This is a genomic window from Nostoc sp. C057 (genome assembly GCF_013393925.1).
Taxonomy (GTDB): domain Bacteria; phylum Cyanobacteriota; class Cyanobacteriia; order Cyanobacteriales; family Nostocaceae; genus Nostoc; species Nostoc muscorum_A.
Genome location: NZ_CP040281.1, coordinates 4,529,003 through 4,552,963, shown reverse-complemented (window position 1 = coordinate 4,552,963; position 23,961 = coordinate 4,529,003). Strand labels below are relative to the sequence as shown.

Annotated in this window: 19 protein-coding genes and 1 pseudogene; 11 read left to right on the top strand and 9 right to left on the bottom strand. The window is 41.8% G+C overall.

The window, feature by feature from the left end:
- Positions 1 to 160 precede the first annotated feature (160 nt).
- From FD724_RS19525 to FD724_RS19505, 5 genes are all read left to right on the top strand, one after another.
- Positions 161 to 973 (top strand): phycobilisome linker polypeptide, encoded by an 813-nt coding sequence (locus FD724_RS19525; RefSeq protein ID WP_114083062.1) that lies wholly within the window; start codon positions 161 to 163, stop codon positions 971 to 973.
- A gap of 172 nt (positions 974 to 1,145) precedes the next feature.
- Positions 1,146 to 2,015 carry a phycobilisome linker polypeptide gene (locus tag FD724_RS19520; RefSeq protein ID WP_114083063.1) on the top strand — a complete coding sequence of 290 codons (870 nt, stop codon included), beginning with the start codon at positions 1,146 to 1,148 and terminating at the stop codon, positions 2,013 to 2,015.
- A gap of 75 nt (positions 2,016 to 2,090) precedes the next feature.
- Positions 2,091 to 2,345: a phycobilisome linker polypeptide gene (locus FD724_RS19515; protein WP_114083064.1), complete on the top strand. Its 255-nt coding sequence runs from the start codon at positions 2,091 to 2,093 to the stop codon at positions 2,343 to 2,345.
- On the top strand, positions 2,345 to 3,190 hold the full coding sequence (locus tag FD724_RS19510; RefSeq protein ID WP_179073764.1) for a HEAT repeat domain-containing protein: 846 nt from the start codon (positions 2,345 to 2,347) through the stop codon (positions 3,188 to 3,190). The genes FD724_RS19515 and FD724_RS19510 overlap by 1 nt, the downstream gene beginning before the upstream one ends.
- Positions 3,191 to 3,360: 170 nt before the next feature.
- Positions 3,361 to 4,086 carry a HEAT repeat domain-containing protein gene (locus FD724_RS19505; protein ID WP_179073763.1) on the top strand — a complete coding sequence of 242 codons (726 nt, stop codon included), beginning with the start codon at positions 3,361 to 3,363 and terminating at the stop codon, positions 4,084 to 4,086.
- Between the two features lie 213 nt (positions 4,087 to 4,299).
- Here FD724_RS19505 and FD724_RS19500 read toward each other — a convergent pair whose 3' ends face one another.
- Positions 4,300 to 4,950 (bottom strand): hypothetical protein, encoded by a 651-nt coding sequence (locus tag FD724_RS19500; protein WP_179073762.1) that lies wholly within the window; start codon positions 4,948 to 4,950, stop codon positions 4,300 to 4,302.
- A gap of 291 nt (positions 4,951 to 5,241) precedes the next feature.
- Between FD724_RS19500 and pruA the strand changes: the two genes are divergently transcribed.
- Positions 5,242 to 8,211 (top strand): L-glutamate gamma-semialdehyde dehydrogenase, encoded by a 2,970-nt coding sequence (gene pruA, locus FD724_RS19495; protein WP_179073761.1) that lies wholly within the window; start codon positions 5,242 to 5,244, stop codon positions 8,209 to 8,211.
- Between the two features lie 257 nt (positions 8,212 to 8,468).
- The gene (locus tag FD724_RS19490) at positions 8,469 to 8,615 is read left to right on the top strand and encodes a ribbon-helix-helix protein, CopG family (protein WP_114083081.1); all 147 of its coding nucleotides are present in this window, start codon (positions 8,469 to 8,471) and stop codon (positions 8,613 to 8,615) included.
- Positions 8,616 to 9,049: 434 nt separating this feature from the next.
- Here the strand turns inward: FD724_RS19490 and FD724_RS19485 are convergent, their stop codons facing one another.
- Positions 9,050 to 9,229: a CopG family transcriptional regulator gene (locus tag FD724_RS19485; RefSeq protein WP_179073760.1), complete on the bottom strand. Its 180-nt coding sequence runs from the start codon at positions 9,227 to 9,229 to the stop codon at positions 9,050 to 9,052.
- A 440-nt stretch (positions 9,230 to 9,669) separates the two neighbouring features.
- Between FD724_RS19485 and FD724_RS19480 the strand changes: the two genes are divergently transcribed.
- Complete coding sequence (locus FD724_RS19480; RefSeq protein WP_179073759.1) at positions 9,670 to 13,209, top strand: NB-ARC domain-containing protein; 3,540 nt, start codon at positions 9,670 to 9,672, stop codon at positions 13,207 to 13,209.
- Positions 13,210 to 13,274: 65 nt separating this feature from the next.
- On the opposite strand, the gene FD724_RS19475 is transcribed toward FD724_RS19480, so the two are convergent.
- The 3 genes from FD724_RS19475 to FD724_RS19465 are packed head-to-tail and all read right to left on the bottom strand — an operon-like array spanning position 13,275 to position 17,219.
- Positions 13,275 to 14,288, bottom strand: a complete 1,014-nt coding sequence (locus FD724_RS19475) for an SGNH/GDSL hydrolase family protein (RefSeq protein ID WP_256874319.1) — start codon at positions 14,286 to 14,288, stop codon at positions 13,275 to 13,277.
- A 23-nt stretch (positions 14,289 to 14,311) separates the two neighbouring features.
- Positions 14,312 to 15,448: a 3-oxoacyl-ACP synthase III family protein gene (locus tag FD724_RS19470; protein ID WP_179073758.1), complete on the bottom strand. Its 1,137-nt coding sequence runs from the start codon at positions 15,446 to 15,448 to the stop codon at positions 14,312 to 14,314.
- A 13-nt stretch (positions 15,449 to 15,461) separates the two neighbouring features.
- Complete coding sequence (locus FD724_RS19465) at positions 15,462 to 17,219, bottom strand: ScyA-related TPP-binding enzyme (RefSeq protein ID WP_179073757.1); 1,758 nt, start codon at positions 17,217 to 17,219, stop codon at positions 15,462 to 15,464.
- Positions 17,220 to 17,554: 335 nt separating this feature from the next.
- On the opposite strand from FD724_RS19465, the gene FD724_RS19460 reads away from it, so the two are divergent.
- Both FD724_RS19460 and FD724_RS19455 read left to right on the top strand, forming a co-directional pair.
- On the top strand, positions 17,555 to 18,253 hold the full coding sequence (locus FD724_RS19460) for a haloacid dehalogenase type II (RefSeq protein ID WP_179073756.1): 699 nt from the start codon (positions 17,555 to 17,557) through the stop codon (positions 18,251 to 18,253).
- A 305-nt stretch (positions 18,254 to 18,558) separates the two neighbouring features.
- Positions 18,559 to 19,428 carry a DUF5895 domain-containing protein gene (locus tag FD724_RS19455; protein WP_114083075.1) on the top strand — a complete coding sequence of 290 codons (870 nt, stop codon included), beginning with the start codon at positions 18,559 to 18,561 and terminating at the stop codon, positions 19,426 to 19,428.
- A gap of 245 nt (positions 19,429 to 19,673) precedes the next feature.
- Here the strand turns inward: FD724_RS19455 and FD724_RS19450 are convergent, their stop codons facing one another.
- From FD724_RS19450 to FD724_RS19435, 4 genes and pseudogenes are all read right to left on the bottom strand, one after another.
- Positions 19,674 to 20,957 carry a murein transglycosylase A gene (locus tag FD724_RS19450; RefSeq protein WP_179075559.1) on the bottom strand — a complete coding sequence of 428 codons (1,284 nt, stop codon included), beginning with the start codon at positions 20,955 to 20,957 and terminating at the stop codon, positions 19,674 to 19,676.
- A 3-nt stretch (positions 20,958 to 20,960) separates the two neighbouring features.
- Positions 20,961 to 21,215: a hypothetical protein gene (locus tag FD724_RS19445; RefSeq protein WP_012411579.1), complete on the bottom strand. Its 255-nt coding sequence runs from the start codon at positions 21,213 to 21,215 to the stop codon at positions 20,961 to 20,963.
- A 192-nt stretch (positions 21,216 to 21,407) separates the two neighbouring features.
- Positions 21,408 to 21,566, bottom strand: a complete 159-nt coding sequence (locus FD724_RS19440; RefSeq protein ID WP_179073755.1) for a hypothetical protein — start codon at positions 21,564 to 21,566, stop codon at positions 21,408 to 21,410.
- A 147-nt stretch (positions 21,567 to 21,713) separates the two neighbouring features.
- Positions 21,714 to 23,172 (bottom strand): annotated as a pseudogene (locus tag FD724_RS19435) (ISLre2 family transposase).
- 314 nt (positions 23,173 to 23,486) lie between these two features.
- Between FD724_RS19435 and FD724_RS19430 the strand changes: the two are divergent.
- Positions 23,487 to 23,807 (top strand): DUF4278 domain-containing protein, encoded by a 321-nt coding sequence (locus tag FD724_RS19430; protein WP_179073754.1) that lies wholly within the window; start codon positions 23,487 to 23,489, stop codon positions 23,805 to 23,807.
- Positions 23,808 to 23,961: the final 154 nt, after the last annotated feature.

The window sequence follows — 23,961 nt, the reverse complement described above, 5'->3', positions numbered from 1 at the left end:
GTTTCTTTAGCCCGGAGAGGAAATCAGCTCTTATGACAAGTGAGTTCTATGAGTTGCTTACCTCTCCGGGCAGTTTTATTTTCAAAAGACTGTTAAAAAACTAGAAAAAAATTTTCTAAAAAGTTTTCAGTTTTGCAGTTAAAACTGAGGAGGTTTAAAGATGGCAGCTTTGGGACAAGCAGCAAGACTAGGGATTGGAGCATTTGAAAACTCAGCACCTGTAGAACTACGCCCCGATAGAACTGAAGCAGATGTGGCAGTGGTTATCCGGGCAGCTTACCGTCAGGTTTTGGGTAATGCATACCTCCTAGAAGGAGAGCGTCTGGAGAGTGCAGAATCACTTTTGCAGCAAGGTTTAATCTCGGTTCGGGGATTTGTGCAAGCTATTGCTCAATCGGAACTCTATCGTGACAAGTTTTTTTACTCCAACTCGCAAACTCGGTTTATCGAGTTAAATTATAAGCATTTATTGGGGCGTGCCCCAGAAGATGAGTCAGAGATTTCGTACCATGTTGAGCTTTACAACTCACAAGGTTACGAAGCTGAAATTAATTCTTACATTGACTCATTAGAATATCAAGAAAGTTTTGGCGAAAATGTTGTGCCCTACTATCGAGGCTTTAAAAGTCAAGTAGGACAGAAGAACGTTGGATATAGCCGACTGTTCCAACTGTATCGGGGTTATGCGAATAGCGATCGCGCCCAAGGACAAAAACAAGGACGGCTAACCTGGGAAGTTGCTAAAAATCTAGCTTCACCCATTTATCCAGTCTCCGCTGGAGCCTTAACCGGCCTCTCTACAGGTGGTCGTGGGGAAACATATCGCATCAGAGTGCTACAAGCAGCTTCCCCCAACTCAACTGTAGTGCGCCGTGGTACTGCGGAATTGATCGTACCCTACGAGCAACTGTCTAGTAAATTGCAGCAGTTGAATCGTAAGGGCAGTAAAGTTATTAGCATTACTGCCGTATAAATAGGGAATCGGGAATTAACTGAGGAGTTAGGAGTGAGGAGTTAGAAGTGAGGAGTGAGGAGTTAGAAGTTATGAGTTTTAAATTCCTAACTATACCCCTACCCTTAACTCCTAACTCTTAACTCCTAACTCCTAATTTTTCCAACTACTAATTACAAAAGGAAAATTACCAATGGCTATTACAACAGCAGCGTCCCGTCTAGGAACGGAACCTTTTAGCGACCAATCTCCTGTAGAACTGCGTCCCAATGCAACTAAAGAAGATATAGAGAGAGTAATCGCTGCCGTCTATCGTCAGGTGTTGGGTAACAACTATATATTGACATCTGACCGCCTTACAAGTGCTGAATCTATCCTGCGCGATGGGAAAAATACAGTACAAGAGTTTGTGCGTCAAGTCGCTAAATCAGAACTGTACAAATCCAAGTTTTTCTACGACAATTTCCAAACTCGCGTTATCGAACTGAACTATAAACATTTGTTAGGTCGTGCCCCTTATGATGAGTCTGAAGTGGTTTATCACTTGGACTTGTACCAAAACAAGGGATATGAAGCCGACATCGATTCTTATATTGATTCGCCAGAGTATCAATCTAGCTTTGGTGAAAATATAGTGCCTTACTATCGCGGCTTTAACACCCAAACAGGACAGAAAACTGTAGGATTCAGCCGGATATTCCAACTTTATCGCGGCTATGCCAGTAGCGATACTTCCCAACTCAAAGGCAAATCCTCTCGCCTTGCTGCTGAACTAGGTCGCAATAGTGCATCTGTTGTTGTTCCTCCATCTGGTGCTTCTTCAGGTTTTTCATACGTTGCTTCCGAAAAAGGCGTTACCCCCAACAGTACTTTTGGTGGTGCGGGAACATTTGGTAAAGAAGGCAGACTCTACCGGATTGAAGTGGCAGGTGTTTTTGGTGCCGGTTATCCTAGCACACGCCGTGTCAATCAAGCGGTAGTAATACCTTATGAAGAACTATCTAGTTACTTCCAGAGAGTGGTAAAACAAGGTGGTAAAATAGCTAGTGTGAAACCACTTTAGTGTCATTTGTCAATAGTCATTAGTCATTGATTAATGACTATTGAAAACTTAAAATTTGAAATTTGGAAGTGATTTATGCTTGGACAAATTAGTAGTAGAAATAGTAATCGCTCCTTCCGATATGAAGTAGTAGGTTTGCGCCAAAGCGAAGAAACCCAAAAAAACAACTATCCGATTCGTTCTAGTGCCAGTGTATTTTTCACAGTGCCTGAAAACCGGATGAATCAAGAAATGCAGCGAATTACTCGCTTAGGTGGCAAAATAGTTAGTATTCAGCCATTAAACGCTGAAACGACAAATAGCGAACAAAGCGATCATCCTTCTTCCTAATGAATTCCAGTCCACAGAAATTTGAAGATTTATCCGCGACAGGTGATAATGCCGATGGTGGATCTTTAACAGTAGAACAAGCGATCGCTAATCTAGAAAGTGAAGATTTAGGTTTGCGGTTTTATGCTGCTTGGTGGTTGGGTAGGTTTCGTATAGGTGAACCAGCTGCGATTACAAGACTGATCAAAGCTTTAGAGGATGAAGCCGACAGAACACCAGAAGGCGGATATCCTCTAAGACGGAACGCAGCTAGAGCCTTGGGAAAACTAGGCGATCGCCAAGCAGTATCACCTTTAATTGCGTGTTTAGACTGCTCAGATTTTTATGTGCGGGAAGCAGCAGCACAATCTTTAGAAATGCTAGGCGATCCGGTTTGTATTCCCGCCCTGATCAAGCTATTAGCAGCAGGTTTACATGGAGAACAGCTTGTCTCGCAGCAACCTGATTTATCTCAACCCTATGAAGCCATCTTAGAAGCCTTGGGAACCTTGAGGGCGACTGAATTCACCTCTTTGGTAAAGCCATTTTTAGAGCATCCAATTGAATTGGTGCAATATGCCGCAGCGCGAGCTATGTATCAATTAACCGAAGAACCAGCTTATGGAGAACGGTTGGTAAAGGCTTTGACAGGTGAGAGATTGCAATTGCGCCGAGCAGTGTTAGCAGATTTGGGAGCTATTGGATATCTACCCGCAGCAGATGCGATCGCACAGACTCTTGCTGAAAATAGCCTGAAACTCATTTCTCTCAAAGGATTACTAGAACATCAAGTCAATCACACAACACCAACCACTTTGTCAGAAGATGCGATTAAAGTGATTAATTTGATGGACTCGCTATTGTAGTCATAAATTGTAGAGAGTAAGTTCTTATTAATACGTTACACAAAAATGTTTATCTGTGATAAACCCCCAACCCAACTGCAAAATCAGGGTTAGGGGGTTTATGTGTGATGTCAAATACGGATAACTTAAGCTACAATTGGCTGACGGCTAATTACTCATGAAAAATTGTTATGAATAACAGCGATCTTGCCCAAATATTGATCCGTGCTGTACAAGAAGCAGATTCGTCAGAGCGCTTAGTAGATGCAGTTCAAGAGTTAGCAGCAGCCGGTATAGAGGAATCTGTTCCTACTCTAATTGCAGCTTTGGGCTACAACAATCCAGGGGCGGCGGTGGCGGCGGTAGATGGATTGATTGCGATCGGAGAAGCCGCAGTATCGCCACTATTGGAACTAATTGATGACTATAACTATGGTGCTAGAGCCTGGGCACTTCGTGCCTTAGCGGGAATTGGCGATGTTCGGGCACTAGATACCTTGTTGGAGGCAGCAAAAACCGATTTTTCTTTAAGTGTGAGGCGAGCAGCTGCTAGAGGATTAGGTACTTTGCGCTGGCATCAAGTACCACCGGAGAAAGTAGAATCTGTTCAAACTGAGGTATTAGAGGCGCTATTATTAATTTCTCAAGATCCAGAATGGGTAGTCCGTTATGCAGCAGTAACGAGTTTAGAAACATTAGCTATTGCGATCGCAGTTACTTTACCCGATCAAGCGTCGCGGATTACAAATCAACTTCAGCAAATGCTCGATACCGATGCCGATCTTGGAGTTCGCACCCGTGCCAAGTTTGCAGAGCAAAAAATTCAGCAGCAACAACATCAAGAAGTATTTGCACCGAAAAGAAAGTTACAAGACACTGAAGTTGAAGTGCCTCATCGTGGTGGTGGTAGACGGTAAACAATTCAAAATTTCTAGCAATAGGAGAATTCGACTTGGTGGTTATAAACCTCGTTTAGACGAGGTTTTACCCGCTTGTGCGGGCTAAAAATAAAGGGCTTAACCCGTTGCTAATTTTTTCTTAGCTCAAGTCGCTGGTCTTTTTTTATGTAGCCACATTCGCCCTTGGTGTGCCGGAGGCATCATTCCATTCACTGCGACCGTGCTGTAAAATTAATTGGACAATAAAGACTGAATTTCTGCCTGGATATTGCCACGGGCAGAGGGTTCGGCGAATTCTAACATTAAAGGCGTAAAATAGATACGCGATCGCTGCAAAAATCGTTCTAAAACTTTCTGACGACCTGTGATATAGTCCTTCTCTGGAAGCCAGCCATATTCCTGGCGAATAGCATGGGCATATTCTTCATATTCCACTGAGTGAGCCGCTAAAATCGCTAAATCTGCATCAATTAGAACTTGGCTATCACAGTCATTCACCGCAGCTTCGTGGTCTTTAGTATTCAAAATAAGACGCGTAACAGTAGTTATAGTACTTTCTGGAATATCTAAAGTATTCAGCAACTCAAAAGCATAGTCTGCGCTTCGTTCTTCATTATCTTTAGCTTCAGTGTCATATACTACATCGTGAAACCAGGCAGCTAGTTGAACAGCAGCTAGATTATTGGTGTAGCCTTGTAATATCTGAATTGTGCTGAGAACGCGATCAATGTGTTTTAGTGTATGGTAGTAGCGACTAGGAGTAGAGTAAGCTGCAACCAACAAATTAAAGGCTTTTTCAGCCGCTATCTGGTCAACACCAAAAGATTGGAGTGTATGTTGCCAGTTAGAAAATAAAATATCCATAAAGTTTTCTGTAGGCATAGAGTGAGTATACCCATTCTTAGTATTGGAAAAAACAAGTACATCCTGTTCAAACCACAGAGGGAAGATGCAATCAGAGAGAAAGCTGGAAAATCCTTCCCTTCTGCCTAATTATCGATGTTATTCAAAATTCTGCTCGTTAAAAGCCACTACTTAGAATTCTCTTGCTGTCAGACTTAAATTGCAACTTGGTAAACCATTAGATATGGTGACAGCTAAATGAAAGCGTCAAAATAGAAGACACAGGCTTTGTCCAAAAAGCCTTGCCTTGATTAACGGAGTTTATTATCAGTGGTATTACAAGTACAAACAAGCACCTACGAAGCTAAAACCCAAGAAATTGCTAAACAACTTCTAGCCGCAACGCAGGAAAATCGTTCGTTTTTTTCTTCCCTGCGGGATCAAATGCGCTGGGATGATAAATTATTAGCTTGGGCGATGAGTAATCCTGGATTACGGGTGCAACTATTTCGCTTTATAGACACGCTACCTGCTTTACACAGTAAATCAGAAATTGCTTCACATTTACAAGAATATTTAGGAGATGAATCTGTAGAATTACCGGCAGCTTTGAAGGGAATGCTAAATTTTGCTAACCCTGACTCGATGCCAGGACAAGTTGCTGCGACAACCGTTGGTACAGCCGTTGAGACTCTTGCCCATAAATATATTTCTGGGGAAAATATTAAACAAGTCATCAAAACAGTTGAACGACTGCGAAAAGAAAAAATGGCTTTCACCATTGATTTACTTGGTGAAGCGGTGATTACCGAAGCCGAAGCGCAGTCTTATCTAGAACGCTATCTAGAATTAATGCAACAATTGGTAGAAGCATCAAAGAATTGGGCAGCTATCCCGGCTATTGATGAGGCTGATGGTGAACCGATACCCAAAGTTCAGGTTTCTGTTAAATTAACGGCGTTTTATTCTCAATTTGACCCTTTAGATGCTAAGGGTAGTGAGGAGCGAGTTAGCGATCGCATTCGGATTCTCTTACGTCGTGCTAAAGAGTTGGGCGCGGCTGTCCATTTTGATATGGAACAGTATGCTTATAAAGACATAACTCTCAGCATCCTGAAAAAACTCTTACTAGAAGAAGAATTTCGGCAACGCACAGATATTGGGATGACAATTCAAGCATATCTGCGTGATAGCGAGCAAGATGCCAAAAACGTGATTTCTTGGTTAAAAGAACGCGGTTATCCCCTAACAATCCGCTTGGTGAAAGGCGCATATTGGGATCAAGAAACTATCAAAGCAGCCCAAAAGCATTGGAAACAGCCAGTTTACAACGATAAGGCGGCAACTGATGCTAACTTTGAAACCATCACTCAGTTATTGCTAGAAAATCATCAATATGTGTATTCTGCCATTGGTAGCCATAATGTGCGATCGCACTCTCGCGCCATTGCTATCGCTGAAAGTTTAAATGTCCCCCGCCGTCGCTTTGAATTACAAGTCCTCTACGGTATGGGTGATAAAGTTGCAAAAGCTTTGGTTGACAAGGGTTATCGAGTCAGAGTTTACTGTCCCTACGGTGAATTATTGCCGGGGATGGCGTATTTAATTCGCCGATTGTTAGAAAATACCGCTAATAGTTCATTTTTACGCCAAAACCTCGAAAATCGACCAATTGAAGAGTTATTAGCGCCGCCAATTGTCAAAGAAGAAAAATCTTTAACTCCTAACTCTCATTTCCTCGGTGCAGCTGATACCGATTATGCGGTGGAAGAGATCAGAACGAAAGCGGCGCAAGCTTTCCAAAGCGTTCGTCAACAATTGGGTAAAACTTATTTGCCGTTGATTAATGGGGAATATGTGAATACGTCGGAATTTGTTGATTCTCTCAACCCTTCTAATTTCAGTGAAGTAGTTGGTAAAGTAGGCTTAATTAGCGTTGAACAAGCTGAACAAGCCATGCAAGCAGCCAAAGCCGCATTTCCTGGGTGGAGGAAAACACCTGCGAAACAACGCGCTGATATTTTGCGGAAAGCGGGTGATTTGATGGAACTCCGCCGCGCCGAACTTTCAGCTTGGATAGTTTTGGAAGTTGGCAAACCAGTTAAGGAAGCTGATGGAGAGGTTTCGGAAGCGATAGACTTTTGTCGGTACTATGCTGATGAGATAGAACGGCTAGACAAAGGCGTTAATTATGACCTTGCTGGGGAAACTAACCGTTATATCTACCATCCACGGGGGATTGTTGTAGTAATTTCTCCCTGGAATTTTCCCCTAGCGATCGCATGTGGAATGACTGTTGCAGCCTTGGTTTCAGGGAATTGTACTCTTCTTAAACCTGCGGAAACATCTTCTGTAATTACCGCAAAACTCACCGAAATTTTAATAGAGGCTGGTTTTCCCAAAGGTGTCTTTCAATACGTGCCAGGGAAAGGTTCGCAAGTTGGTGCTTACTTGGTAAATCATCCTGATACTCATGTAATTGCTTTTACGGGTTCTCAAGAAGTTGGCTGTCGAATTTACGCAGAAGCCGCAATATTGAAACCTGGACAAAAGCACATGAAACGGGTGATTGCTGAAATGGGTGGCAAAAATGCCATCATTGTCGATGAAAGTGCTGATTTAGACCAAGCAGTTGTAGGAGTAGTGCAATCGGCATTTGGTTACAGTGGACAAAAATGTTCTGCGGCTTCCAGGGTGATTGTGCTGGAACCGATTTATGAAGCCTTTGTGCAACGCTTGGTAGAAGCCACAAAATCCTTGAACATTGGGGAAGCAGAGTTACCTAGTACCCAAGTTGGGCCAGTGATTGATGCCAATGCCCGCGATCGCATTCGTGAGTATATTGAGAAGGGTAAGGCAGAAGCACAATTAGCTTTGGAATTACCAGCACCCGAACAAGGATATTTTATTGGCCCTGTGATTTTTAGTGAAGTATCGCCAAATGCGGTAATTTCTCAGCAGGAAATTTTTGGCCCTGTGCTGGCGGTAATTCGGGTAAAAGATTTCCAGGAAGCGTTAGCAGTCGCCAACGGGACAAACTACGCCTTAACTGGCGGACTTTATTCTCGAACACCTTCGCACATTCAGCAGGCGCAGACAGAATTTGAAGTTGGGAATTTGTACATTAACCGCAATATTACCGGAGCGATCGTTGGGCGGCAACCCTTTGGTGGATTCAAACTTTCTGGAGTCGGTTCTAAAGCAGGCGGCCCTGATTACCTACTGCAATTCCTAGAACCACGCGCGGTAACAGAAAATATTCAGCGCCAAGGTTTTGCACCAATTGAAGGTGCAGATTAAACTACAAAAGTAGTAAGGGCATATATTCCAATAGGTTTGGGTTAAAGCTTAATCTTCCCTAACTATCCTAGAACTTACGCAAACAGAAAGATTTCCAGGTAGAGGCAATTCATGAATTGCCCCTACAATATGTAGTTTTGCGTAAGTCCTACATCCTTAAAAAGGTATCCCAGCACATCCCAAATTTAGGTTACTTTCCATCTGGAAAGGTAAAATCAGGGGTTGAAGCTATGAGTACACGATTTATCTGTTTTAGCATGAACAAAAAATGGGCGGTCAAGCGAATCACTATAAACCTGGCATCAAATGAAGCCAAGAACCTCGAAAAGTATTGTGAACAGACAGGCAGACCAGCGACGGATGTGATTAGAGAACTCATTCGAGCCTTGCCACAGACGAAATAAAAGTAGATTTGCGAACCATTTCACTTTGGTTGATTCTCAAGATATAAATATTAGAATTTGGGTAATTTTTGGAGAGGCAGGTAAAAACTGAGTAAAGGCGTGCTACGCTCGCCGTAAACGATCGCAGCACGCCGAAAACAAGATGACGTGATTACTATATTTAGTTACAAAATGAGGGCTGAGAAACTGTTTATACGGTTCGGCGACTATTTTAGTCTGTTGTCACTTCCATCAAAGAATAATTTTTAATCCTTGTTTTTTAGTATTTTCGCAACAAACAACAGTAAAGAAAGTAGCAAATATCCAGTTGGAAGTATTTAATTTTATGATTACCGCTCTTGAATTACTCTTGTCAGAGTAAACTGAAAACCTTTGTCCAAATCTACAACACCTTCTACTATAGTCATGATTTTTCTGGACTGGGACTTGACAGCTCAAGGTAAGGCTTCAATCAGTTCACGAATCACGTCTATTGCTGGTTTGCCTGTTTGTTCACAATACTTTTCAAGGTTCTGAGCTTCATCTAATGTCAAGTTTAAGGTAATTCGCTTAAGCGCCTTTTTCTTGCTGGAGGTTGCCAAATGGGGAAATTTAAGTGCAGCAGTTTTATTCATTGATTGATAGGCTAGATATATACAAACTTTCCTTATCAAGCTTGCCAATTTTGAAATGTCTTTACCAGTGAAAATCAAGATTTTGAGATTGAACTTAAGCGTTAAGCCCCAAACACATTACTGAAAATACAAGGTATTAAATTATTAGTATCATACGGAATAAATCAACTATTGCGGTTGGTGCAAGAAGCTTTTGGCTGAAGACCTTGTATCAGCAACGATCCACAGTCCAGATTTTATGTTAAATAAGTTATGTTAAATTACTGAAACGATTAGATTGCTAAAGATGGCTGACATTAGTAAGCATTTTGGACATACAACTATTTGAAATTTTCTGCAAGATGAAATTGTTCCTTTGTGATAGCTATCACCTCATATCTATAGCAACCTAGTAGATAATCCTTTTAGTTAAAGGCGATTACCCAAACGTGAGTTAATAAATGACTTTACAGAATTGGAGACGAAAGCGTGGCGTTGCACTTACTACCAAGGGTTTACAAAAAATTAAGGAAGCCAAGCATCAGTCGGAAGCAAAAGAAAATTTTGGAAACAGATATACTCTCGAAGAAATGAGTGCCCGCTCCGGGTTATATTCTGCTACCATCTCGAAAGTCTTGAATCGAGAGGGAGGAGTTGATAAACAGACTATTGAAAAGCTTTTTTCAGCTTTCAATTTAAAAATAGATAAAAGTGACTATTTAAGGTCAACTAATCGTCTAGATTGGGGAGAAGCTATCTTTAACTCAGTTTTTTATGGACGTACAGAAGAACTTACTACCCTAGAGCAATGGATTCTCAATGAACACTGCCGATTGATTGCACTATTAGGGATAGGAGGTATTGGGAAAACCACGCTGTCTATAAAGCTTGCTCAACAGATTCAGGAAAACTTTGAGTATGTGATCTGGCGATCGCTACGAGAAGCCCCACCTGTTAAAATTATTCTAAGTAACCTGATCCAATTTTTATCTGACGAACAGGAAACGGAAAATAACTTACCAGAAAGCTTTAGCGATCGGGTATCAAGACTCCTCTACTATTTGCAAAATCATCGCTGTTTGGTGATCCTTGATAATGCAGAGTCAATTCTCCGCAGTGGTAGCCGCGCCGGACTTTATCGAGAAGGATATGAAGAATACGGTGAGCTTTTAAGACGCATAGGAGAAGCAACTCACCAAAGCTGCTTAGTGCTGACTAGTCGTGAAAAACCCAAAGAAGTGGCATTACTGGAAGGAGAAGCATTATCTGTTCGTTCGCTACCACTGAGTGGCTTGAAGGTAGCAGAAGGACAAGAAATCTTAAAATTCAAAGGGCTATCTGCGGCAGAGGATGAATGGAAAGTAATGATTGAGCGCTATGCAGGTAATCCACTAGCCTTGAAGATAGTTGCCACAACTATTCAAGATATTTTTAATGGTAATGTCACAGAATTTTTGCAACAGAACACGGCTGTTTTTGGCGACATTCGCGATATTTTAGAGCAGCAGTTTGAGCGCTTGTCAGATTTAGAAAAGGATATTATGTACTGGCTAGCGATTAATCGGGAGTCGATTACACTCTCAGAGTTGCGAGAAGATATTGTATCACCAGTACCACAAGCAAAATTACTAGAGGCTCTAGAATCTTTAGGCAGGCGATCGCTAATCGAGAAAGCTACGCCTAAGCTCATTGAAAAAACTGGATCACTTTTTACCCTCCAGCCTGTAGTTATGGAGTATGTGACTAGTAGCTTGATAGAAAGTGTCTGTGAAGAGATTGTCACTCAGGATATTGATTTATTGAGATGTCATGCTCTGATGAAAGCAACGGGTAAAGATTATGTTAAAGATACTCAAGTTCGTCTCATCATCAAACCAGTTATCGATGGGTTGCTGAATGTTTTAAAAAGTAAAAGAAACATTAGAAATCTATTAACTCAAACTTTAGCAAAGCAGCGAGAAGAATCTCCGCTAGAACCAGGATATACGGCGGGCAATATTTTTAATCTGCTTTGTTATCTAGAAACCGATCTAAGTAGCTATGATTTTTCCGAGCTAACTGTTTGGCAAGCAGATATGCGTTCAGTTAATTTGCATAATGCAAATTTTGCTCAGGCTGAATTAGGTAAGTGTGTTTTTGCTGAAACATTAGGAGGCATCCATTCTGTTACATTCAGCCCAGATGGAAAACTTTTAGCCACTGGGGATACTAATAATCAGATTCGCTTATACCGAGTTGCGGATGGACAACAATTGCTTGTTTGTGTCGGGCACACAGATTGGCTTTGGTCAGTTGCCTTTAGTTCCGATGGTCACATTCTTGCCAGTGGCAGTCAAGATCAAACACTAAAATTATGGGATACTAAAACTGGGGAATGCTTGACCACCCTTTATGCTCATGAGGGTGGGATTTGGTCAGTTGCCTTCTGTCCTAACGGTCACATACTTGCCAGTGGTGGTCAAGACCAGAAAGTCAAGCTCTGGGATACTAGTACCAGACAATACCTCAAAACACTTTCAGGGCACCGTAATCGGGTTACATCAGTTGCCTTCAGTCCCGATGGTAGCACTCTTGCTAGTGGCGATGATGACCAAATAGTAAGGCTATGGAATGTCAGCACTGGTAAAACTTTTCAAATCCTTCTACATCCCAATATCGGTATCTGTTCAGTCGCTTTTAGCCCCGATGGTCAAACACTAGCAAGTGGTTGCCGTGATAAAACTGTGAGGCTATGGGATGTTAGTACTGGTCGCTGCATTCAGACTTTACAGGGTCATACTGACTGGGTAACTTCAGTAGCCTTCAATTTAGATGGCCATACACTTATAACTGGTTCACATGACCAAACTGTGAAGTTATGGGATGTTAGTACTACTCGTTGCCTTACAACTCTATCTGGACATAGTACTAGGATATGGTCAGTTGCTTTTACTCCAGATAGGCAAACGATCGCAAGTGGTAGCAGCGATCAAACAGTGAGGCTTTGGGATGTCAGCACTGGTTTATGCTTCAAGACTTTGCAGGGTTATTGTTATGGAATATGGTCAGTTATCTTCAGCCATGAAGGTAATATGCTTGCAAGTGGTAGTGGCGACCAAATGGTAAAGTTGTGGGATGTTAACACTGGAAAGTGTCTCAAAATCTTAAGAGGACATAGTAATAGAGTAACATCAGTAACTTTTAGTCCCGATGGTTGTATCATTGCAAGTGGTAGTGAAGACAAAACAGTGAAGTTGTGGGATACTAACACTGGAAAGTGTCTCAATAGTTTGCAAGGACATACTAGTAGAGTAACATCAGTAACTTTTAGTCCCGATGGTCGTATCCTTGCAAGTGGCAGTGAAGACAAAACAGTGAAGTTGTGGGATGTTAACACTGGGAAGTGTCTCAATAGTTTGCAAGAACACGCTTTGGTGGTATGGTCAGTTGCTTTCAGCCCGGATGGTCAAACTCTAGCCAGTACTGGTCAAGACCAAACAATCAAGTTGTGGGATATCAACACTGGTAAATGCCTTCAGACTCTGCATGGTCATAGTGGTTTTATATGGTCGGTCACTTTTAGTCCGGATGGTAGAACGCTAGCTAGTTGTAGTAGCGACCAAACTGTTAAGTTGTGGGATGTTAAAACTACTCAATGTATCTCAACTTGGCAGGGACATACTAGTTCCGTATACTCTATAGCTTTTATGGATGGTAACACGCTAGCCAGTGGTAGCAGTGACCAAACTGTCAAGTTGTGGGATGTTAATACAGGTAGCTGTGTCAGAACTTTGTTGGGACATAGCAATTTAGTATGGTCGGTCGCTTTTAGTCGCGACGGACAAACTCTGAGCAGTGCTTGTGAAGGTGGGACAATTAAGCTTTGGGATACCTTGACTGGTGATTGCCTCAAAACTATTCTGAACCCTAGACTTTATGAAGGTATGAATATTACTGGCGTTGCAGGAATGACTGAGGCGACTATTTCCACTCTGAAAACTTTAGGCGCTGTGGAGTTATAAATTAAAAAATCAAAATTCAGCAGCAATTTGAAATGTGGAACAGCTTATCTGCTATTTTTATATTGCTATCTCCGTTTCAGTAGCAGAACTGCACCTAAGTCAGCAAATGTCAATAGCCCAAATAGAACAGAAGGTTCAGGTACAGACGCTGGTTTAAGTGATGAAAATGCTAATTCTCCAATGATCTGATGAGTCGCCGTCGTTGGATGAACTTGATCCCAGAATAGAAACTTATCAGGAGTACAGACAACTGGCTGCGGAGAAATATTTATAGGGATTACCGATAAGTTTCCAATGCAAGATTCGGTCACATTTGTAAAACTGAATTCTCCAGGATCTGCAATGATTCTATTAACAAGAGAATTAACATCAAGAGGAATAATATTGATATCAGGACTGAGTTGGTGACTTAAAAAGTTAAGATTTGTGGCCAAGCTGGAGTTGTGTATATTGATAGAAGTACTAAGTAATGCGGTAACTTGATTATTGTTGCCTGCAACTGGAAACTTTCCTAAATCTGGCAGGTTAACCACCATAATATTTTTAGCACCAACAGCAGCAAGCGATGTCAATGATGCTGATAAGTTGTAGACTGCTTGGTTAATTACTTGGGTGACTGATGGGGTAGAATCGGGAATATTCACAAAAAAGTTATCTACATAATCATTCAGACCAGCCCAAATTATATAAAGAGCATTCGGGTTTACAGACGGATTTGCTGATGTAAAGCTATTAATCTGTTGCTGCAATCCAGGTAAACCACTAATACCGATATTCTTAGACCCTGTGGTTGCACCACCATAAGCAAAATTAGTTTTCGGATTGAATGTTAACCCTAAATCAGAGGCGAGATATTCTACCCAGACTGGACCATTAGAAAAACGTCCATTAAAGTAGTTTGGACTTGGAGGTATAGCTCCTTTCGTTATATTGAATACATTACCTGTATCAGAAAGACTGTCACCAAAAACATAAATCTCGTCATAATTTTGTGCCGAGACTTTAAGTGGAAAAATGATAGACAACAAAAAAATTCCTACTGTAAGAATTTTACTTTGCACTGTCAAGTTTTGAGACATAATTTCAATCTTTCTATATGACCTTAACAAGAAACTAGGTTTCTATCTCCGGCATCTTTTTCTATTGAGTTAGATTGCTTGATAGGTTCAGAACCTAGTGCCACATTGCCCCAACGCATTACATTTGCAGCAGCAGCACCCGAACAACCGGAACCATAAATGAGAACTAGGTCATTTTCGCGAATTTTGCCCAACTGTGCAGCGTGGTACAAATTTGCCACAGTGAGTACTGGCCCAAGGTTTGCATACTGCGGGTAGAGGTTGAGTGTACATTCTGGATCTATACCTAATATGCGCGTGCAGAAACTTGCAACCCAAGCTGTAGGTGTATTGAAAAGAAAAAAGTCAATTTGCTCAAGAGTTACACCAGCAGCAGCAACAGCACCCTTACAACATTTACGCAGAAACTCCCCAGCTGTTTCACCAAGAGCATTCCCACCCTTGCCCACTTGCATACGGACTTGCGGATTATTTTGCTTGTCCTTGATAATTTGAGCAAAGAGAACTTCATTTAATGCAGCAGTATGAACAGTCTTTGTACCAAGGATTCCCTGGTTCGGTTCTAATGAGCCAATTACGAAAGCTCCAGCACCGTCGCTAGTAAACCAGGGAAATGTATCATCCTCATCGAAAAAGCGAGAGTAGGTACATGAAATAACCACCAGTACATTGCGGTACTCTCCTGCTTTAACTAAGGCACAGGCAGTTTGAAGGGCAACCGGAGTACTTCCACAGGTCGCATCAAGATTCCAAGCAGCACCCTGGAGACCTAGTTGACTGGCTAGGAAAGCAGCATTGCCAAATCCAATTTGTTCAGGCCACACTGATGCAACAATCATCAATTCAACGTCGTCAGGAGAGAGCTTTGCGGCATGGAGAGCATCTATTGCAGCCTGATACTCCAGCGTTAAAGAAGACTCACCAGATCCAAGCATCCATCGCTCAACAGTGCCACGAAATGGATCTGACAGATAGCGCAACATTTCTTGGTCAAACTCGTTACTGGAAATAGACTCACTAAGCGAAAATAACTTTGCAAAACCTTTTTGCTCGGCTTGAGCGACTAACTCAGGATATTTTTCTATGTAATAATCATTTGTGCGTCTGATACTTGGAAGGCTCAAAGCAAGCGAACGAATACCGACTGGAAGATGCGTCATATCTAATCACCTTTTAATAATTCGTAGCGCCCTGTAAAATCAGGCTTAGATTACGACTTTGAGTGGGTGCTATTTGGGTGGGGTCGATGATTACGTCAACCACAAATGGGCCCTTCGCCGCGATCGCTTTTTCTAGTGCTACTTGAACGTCAGCTTCCCTTTCCACCCGAATACCATCTGCTCCCATCCCCTGAGCAATCTTGACGAAATCTGCCTGCGGAATTGTTGCATCTACGTTCTTGAATCCTAGATATGCTATTCCCTGTTCGCAGATGTTGTAGCGCCCATCGTTGAGTATAATCCAGACCGCAGGAACTTGATATTTTACAGCCGTGTTTACTTCGCTATTCATCAGCATGGCACCATCTCCGACAATAGCAACAGCTTTGCCATTCCGTGCTAAAGCACCACCTACTACACCTGTGACAAAATGCCCCATAGAACCAAATCCGTTGCTAATCCGATAACGACTTGGTGTGGTAAATCGCAGCAGATGAATTACCCAAGCAAATGAGTTACCTGACTCTGCCATTACTAATGCATCGCTTCCATCAACAATCACTTGTTGAATTACATTCATCAGCAGTTCCGGTCGTACTAGACCGTCCACACGTGGCTTGATGAGATCGCGTTTAAATCGAGGCAGCATTATTGTCTTTGATAGACCAGTACTTTCTGGGAAGTTCTTCAGCAGGTTCTTTAGGAATATTGCTACGTCGGACTGGATGGCAAAAGTCTCGGCGGATGGATATGCAGTTCCTGGAACCTTTGTGTCGATGTCAACATGCAAAAAGCCGTGTCTGGGAATCATCTCAGGGTTCCAGAATGAGGTAAACTCACCAAGACGTGTTCCCAAAACCAGCACACGTTTTGGACGTTGCTCTTTCATATACCTCAAAACCGACTCATGTCCACCGAAGCCGGTAACGCCTACAAACTGAGGATGATCTTCAGGAAAAATACCCTTAGCCCGTGGTGAACACATTACCGCAGCCCCTGTTCTCTCAGCAAGCTGGCGAATCTCTTTTGCAGCACCCCGTGCCCCGAAGCCTACCCAGATTGCAAAGGCTCCCTCAGAAAGTAACCGGACACATTCTCCGATTGTTTCTTCACTTGCCGTTGCTATCGCATGACACAGAGTTACTTGTGGCAAAGATGTTTTTACTGAACTTGTCTGGATATTTGTCGGAATACTGATATGAGCTACAAATCCTCCCGGTTGTGCTAGACCGAGGGCAAGCCTTCGAGAAACCTCTGGAAGTTCATCGCTGGATTCGAGGGTTGTTGCATAATGGAATATTGTCCCCGAAGTAAAAATATCTGCACTAGGCATTGTGTAGGCGCTAGTTTCTTGGCAAGCCCACCGACCACGCTGTGATGCTGAGGTTGAAGCTGATACGAAAATCACCTTAGCACCCTCCCAACGGGCAGCCAACAGCCCTGTCAAAGCATTGGTGATCCCCGGCCCTGTAGTAGTGAATACCACAACTGGGCGATCGCTAGCAAAGTGCGCCTCAATGGCCGCAAAAGCTGCTCCAGCTTCGTGGCGAAAGTGCAGCACCTGGAGGGAACTTTGATGTAATGCAGCCCACACTGGGGCGATCGCACCTCCCGAAACACCAAAGGCATACTCTACTCCCATATCTCCTAGCATTTTAACCACTGCCTCTGCTACCGAAGAAGATCTAGATGGCTTGCTGTGAGATTGCTGTTCAGTGGAGTTTAATTGTTCAGTGGTATTCGCTTGTGTGTCCTGAAATTTAAGATGCATACAAACTATACTTATTAGGAATAATTTCCCCTGTGAAGTAACATTATCCCACACGCTAAACTCAGCAATATTACTTTTTTTAGATAACTACCATACAAATTTTTTAGTACTGCTTTTGTAAAGCAGTTACTTAGAAACCTTAAAACGACCCTCACACTTTGCCTTGCCAATCTTTTAGCAGTTGAAAATCTGATACAAGGAATGTCTAGAGAATTCAACATTATTATGTGGATGTAGCTATGCCTGTGGCGGGCTGCGCCAACGAAGATGGGTTAACCTGTTTTCCAGTTTATGAGAACTGAACACTATAGAATCAAGCTCTGGAGTATAAAAAGGTGATTAACTTCAATCAGTATAAAGCTTTAACTTTCGATTGTTATGGAACCTTGATTGATTGGGAGAACGGCATCTTAGGAGCGCTCAAGCCACTTTTGCTGGCACACAACACTGATTTAGATGACGATCGAATTCTGGAACTTTTTGCTGAATTTGAAGCAGAACTGCAAAAGGATGATTTTATCAAATATCGGGAAGTTTTGAAGAGAGTAGTCGAGAAATTTGGTGAACAATTTGGCTTTGAGCCAACTGTCAAGGAACTAAATTCAATTGCTGATTCGATTCAGCATTGGCTACCTTTCCCCGATACAGTTGAGGCACTTAAAACTCTCAAGCAAAAGTTTCAACTGGTAATTATCTCCAATGTAGATGACGATCTATTTGCTTTTTCTGCAAAACACTTGGAGGTAGAATTTGACCAAATAATCACAGCAGAACAAGCAAAAAGTTACAAACCCTCCTTAAACAACTTCAGACTGGCTATTGAGAGAATTGATTTGCCGCTAGAGCAGATATTACATGTTGCTGCTAGTGTATATCACGATATCGTTACAGCCAAATCTCTGGGACTATCAACAGTCTGGGTAAACCGTCGAGCAGAGAAAAAAGGATCAAAAACTACAGAATCAGCATTAAGTCAACCTGACTTAGAAGTACCTGATTTAAAGACTCTTGCTGCTTTGAGTTCAGAGAAATGATACTGAGCAATAAGTGCTGAGTACCCAGCACTGTTTCGATGGGGATCTGTATCTGTAATGATTAGAACTCAAAGAGCTTTCACGCCAAGGAGTAGTCAAAAAACGAAACAGGGATTGCAACATAGATTGATTTTGCTTTACCCTGGAAAAATTACTACACCAGTTTGACGGCATGTTCGACCTCCTTTTGAGGGCGACACGCAAGGTACGAGTAAATCTCGTAGCAACGCTCTCTTTCTGGCTCTCCTTTCCTCAGCGCTCTGCCGATAAACTTGTTCAATAAAACACTTTGATAGCCTAAAACGATGAAAGCATCTGCTAATTTCGACTTTGAAGACGAGAAATTTAATGCACCGCCTTCTCAAGTCATCCCTTGGTGTCAGATGATTAATCCTCGGTATGGCACAGATGGTATGCAATCCCACGGTTTGGCGATTAAGCTAGATAACGCCAATGCTGTCGGCTTTGTGCCAGATGATAATTGGCAGCAGGTAGAGCATGAATTTAGCTCTGGAGTCGAAACGGTCTTTATTAGCACTACTCCAAACTTGGTTTTAGTGCGTCGAGGGCCATTGTCTGTTAAGGATCGGGAAAGTGGTCTAAAATTGGGTACGCTTAAAGAGAATTATGATGCCTTTTTAGCAGATAAACTTAAATTTAAAACCTTTACTCGCTATCTAATTTTTATAGTGGGCGAGAATAAAAAGTTTTTACACGAATCACCACTACAACTAACTCTTAATGGTGCTGCCGGAGCGAGTTTCAGCAAAACCTACTGCGAATATCAACAAGGTAAAGTAGTTAGTGGATTCGTGGCTGAACTAGAAAAAGCTTATGCTGTTTACCGCAAGCAACCTTTAACGCCAAAAGGCCCTTTGTTCCATGCTCACGGGATTTTTTGCCCGATAATTGAGTGTGAAGAAAGAGGTATTGAACCAAATACAGTTCTAGTCGCTTCAACTGTAGACTACAAACATCCTACAGTAGGGACTTTAACTCAATATTTAATAGCTTCGGATTCTCTAGAGTCTGCAATGATTTGCAAGACTTTTGAAGAATACAAAGATTTTGGGAAGGAACCTGTAAAATCAGAAACGCCTAAATTGGCAATGGCAGGAGTTTCTAACTCTTATGTTTATGCCGATGAAGATGATTTTGCTTATCCGCCGTATTAAGTGGGAATGGGGAATGGGAAATGGGGAATGGGAAATGGGGAATGGGGAATGGGGAATTGGTAATTGGGCATTAGCCTGGATTTCTCACAAGTGAGAAATAAATCCAAGGGGTGTGGGAGGATGGGGAAGAAGTCTTACCCCCCACACTCCCCACACTCCCCACACTCCCCACACTCCTCTTCTCCCTCTGCTTCCCCTGCTCCCCTGCTCCCTGCCCCCTGCCCTCTGCCTCTTCTGCCCAATACTTATTCTTTGAGCAGCAAATAATATAGTGAACCATTACCGCCTGTGATGCCAGCGCGATCGCCTGCTAGTTTACCAGACCCCATGAAATAATCCACCCGGCCCGGGCCTTTGATGGCGCTTCCTGTATCCTGATCAAGCACAAAGCGGCTGACAGTACGCCTCTCTAATTTGCCACGACTGGCGGGATAGGGAAATGAATTGTAAATCAGAGCTAGCGCTCCCGGTGGCATGAGAGACTTATCTGTAGCAATGGAACGTTCTGCTGTCACTGGCACATGAATACTACCAGTCGCTCCTCTACCACCTGTTTCTTGGAAGAAAATAAATCGTTCCCATCGGGGCAGATAATTATTCAACTCCTGGGGTTTTTGCCGGAAATAACTAATTAGACGTGGCATTGTCAATCCATTTAGTGGCAGTTTGCCATCTTTGGCTAGTTCTTTGCCGATACTAGTCCAGGGGTAATCTGTTCCACCCGCATAGCCAACTGACGTTGTTTTGCCATTAGTTAACTTAATTTGAGCAGAACCTTGAATATGTACCATGTATGCGTCGAGGCGATCGCGGAACCAAAGCAGTTCTAAACCGCGCAATTTGCTCTTATTCCCTTGTAAACCATCTTTCCCTTCCAAATCAATTCGTTTGGGGTGGGGTTTCGGCCATTGGCTGAAATCAGGTGGTAGCCGATAAAGGGGATACTTATATATTGCAGTTTTGACACGGCTAGCGGTGTAAACAGGTTCGTAGTAAGCGGTGAATTTAACAGTACCCTTGCCATCGTTGCCTACAGACTGGTAAAAGACAAACTCACGGCGGACAGCAGATTGTAATTGGGCAGGTGACTTAGAACTGACAACCAGTTGACGGAAACGTAACAAACTCCGGCGGACGCGATCGAGGGTAATTTCCTTGATTGGATAATTTTGATATGCTGCGATCGCTTCACCTTTTGTTAGGTAAATCAGACTGTTATCAATGGAAGCCAACAACGCATTGCGATCACCTCCGGTGGGCGAAGCGCCAACACCTGTTTTACCTGTTTGACCCCAAATTTGATCATCCCAACCCAAGCACCTCTGCTGGAGCGTACAATCGCTTCCTATGGCGATCGGTTTTAGCGGTGGTGTTATCTCTGGAGTGATTGGTATTGGCACCGGAGAGAGATCGGGAGTAGTCGGTATTGGCAAGGGCAGTAAGTTAGGAACCTGAGCAACAGCCGACCAAAGAGGGTTTATAAGGACAACTCCCAGACTCAAGGAAAGTAAAGCAAGGGTTTTTCTCATCATTTAGTTGAATCTTTCAACACTGGAACTAAAAATAGGTTCTACCCGGATTGCCACAACCCGAGAAGGTCTTACTACCATATATTCCCCTTGAATATTTTTGATCGGCACACTAATAAAGTCATTGGAAGCAGATTTTGGCACAAGTTCGCCGCTATACCACTTCTGAAACTCTTGAATAGTAGGAAAACGTACTTCTTCCCGGTGGCCGCTTTCCAGTAGGAGGTATACGGCATATTCATTTGGAGTTCTAGCCATAAGATTGAACCATTTAAAAAACATTCAACCCATTGTTAACCACGTAACCCCTGAATGAAAAGGGTAAGCATACGGGAGGTGGAGATGAGGGAAGAAGTAAGGGAGCAGGGGAGGCAGGGGAAGCAGAGGAAGAAAGAATAACTAATGCTCAATGCCCAATTCCCAATTCCCAATGCCCAATGACTCCTCACTTTAGACGGCTAATCCTTTAATCAGTTCCTTCAAAAGTGTAAGTTCCTGCCCAGCATGGGAGCAATGCGGTTTTGTCAGATCCAGTAGAAAACAAGCGATCGCAAAAATAAAATCTAAGTAAGAAGTGACTTTATTTACTAAATATGTGCTGATAGCCACGAGAATTCACCTTGATGAGATATCTCAAAAAGATTAATAGCAAGCTATTTGACGATTGTTAACAAAAATATCTACAATTAGTCTTTTATACTTAGTGTTAATTAAACCAAATCATAAGTTGAGAGTAGAAGTAAAGTATAAAATTTATCAAGCGGTTTCTGGTTTGATAAAGGAATTAAAGATGGAAGTACAAAAATTATCCCAACTTTTAGCTATCCACTGACAACGCAGATGTAACATAATTTCTGCATTTTCTTTCAACCAGAATTTACTGTTTCCTTTGATTCTTAAATTTACAACTTGGCGGATTAAACTCTCAATCGCGCCACTGCCAATAGGTAGTTTTTTATTTATTGCTTTATCGTAATTTAAACGCCCTTTACGATAAGCATCTAAAATATAATTTCGCTTAACTACCATAATCTTACACCGCTCTCCAGTAGCTACAGCAATCAACTCATCCATCTGGCTAATTAAGGATTTAGCTTTACCTTTTTTTAAACTTTTTCTAACTTTTATAAACCATTCTTTAGACTGTACTTCTTCATTAAAAGCCGCGTCTGCAAATACTTTTATATTTTCCGTAACATGATAGAAATCGAATAGCTGATAAGTTTCTGCTGGGCATCCTAATCTTGTCAAAAGTGGGGGGATATGTATCCAGATCCACTCCGCTCCATCCCCAATTAATAAGACTTGTTTTGCTTGACTAATTCCCAAGTCAACTAAATACGCTTCTAAAATCTCCAAAAGCGCTTTATATCCTTCATAAGTGCCATCATTCGTAATAGGAATTTCAGAACTATTTATTTTTTACCTTGCTCATCAACAACATAAATTGTGAATAACTTTGGCTCAACCCATTTGCCGATAAACCCGTGTCGCTTGGTTTTGGAATTTTTTCTTCCCTTTTTATTAATTCGGATTCGACTCCGACCACCATCTACAGCTATAACAACTCTTTGGTCTTTAAGAATATTACCTTCAGGTAAAATGCCCATTTGCCGATTTAATATTTTAGATTGCCGTAAGTTGATGCCAGTTTGACCAAATTTGTATGTCAAACGCTCAATTCGTTTTAAACTAAGATCAATTCCCCAACCAGTTAAAGTTGTGCAGGCGGCTTCAAATGAGCTAGTAATTGCACCATATTGAGCAACCATTGACCATACTAATGGGGTTAATCCTTCTGACATCCCCAACCACTTTAACAGGGGATAAAACCCCTGAGGAGACATTTTATTTGTGGTCTTTGTTGACTTTTTATTACCATATATGGTAATTTTAGAGTGAATAAAACGTTTCCAACTGTTAAGATTTGGCGTTTTCTATAACCATGTTTTTGCATAGTAGTATCCCACCAGCTTCTTGTTTGAATCATAGCTGTTTGATTAGCTGACTGAGATTGGGAGAGGTTATACAACAAAATTGCAATACACTGTCCAGCTAAAATAAGTGCAATTTCTCTAATTTTTTCTTCTCTTTCTTTAAGAATTTTCCCATTCCATTCCGTGATGTTCGTCAATTCTAAATATTTTGTTACCTGCGAAGAAAAGTCGGATAATGATTTACTCAAATCTAAAGTTGCACATATATTTTTTTCCATTAAGCGTAGATAATCCCTATCTCTAAATTCTTGCTCAAAGGGAATCCTAGCTTTTTTTGGCTCAAAAAAGAGAGTCTTGCAAGTTATGACTCAAACTCATCTTTCCTTTTTAAGTGTTAATACTGCTTAAAAAGTATAAATCTATTTATACTACTGGGAAAATGATTTAGCGATCGCTTGTTTTTTACTGGATCTGACGAAACCGCATAGCTCCCAGTGTAAGTTTACATTAGCTCCTGCATAACTCTCCAATCAACTTCTGATAAGTCATTGGCATTGTTGAACAACAGTTAGTTATTCAGGAGGCGAAATTTATGAAACTTTACTATCGTGGTCTGAGCTACGAATACAACCCAAGCAAAGTTGCCAGCAAAAAAACAGAACAGCCCTTTCAACCAGTTCCTCAACTTGGGCCAGCTTATAATTTAATGTACCGTAGCGTTAATTATTGTGTTGATCCAAATTCAAAATCGTCAGAAGTTCCTTTATCACCAGTAGCTTATAAATTGAGCTTTAGGGGAATTACCTACTTTGTAAATAAAACTGCACAGGGAGAAGTGACTGTAGTCTCTCAACCAGCAATAAATTCAAAAGTTGGGGCACTGCCGATTTCTGAACAATTAAAACTTCAATAATAATATTGGTTAGGTTACAAGCTCATCTGAAGTCTAGGGAGTCATGAATTTGTGTGTAGTAAAATCCTCAAAAAACCTTTGAATTTTAGCATGATCTACCTCAAATTCATCTTGCCAAAACTGGTAGTTGTGCCAAGATGAATTTTAGGACTTA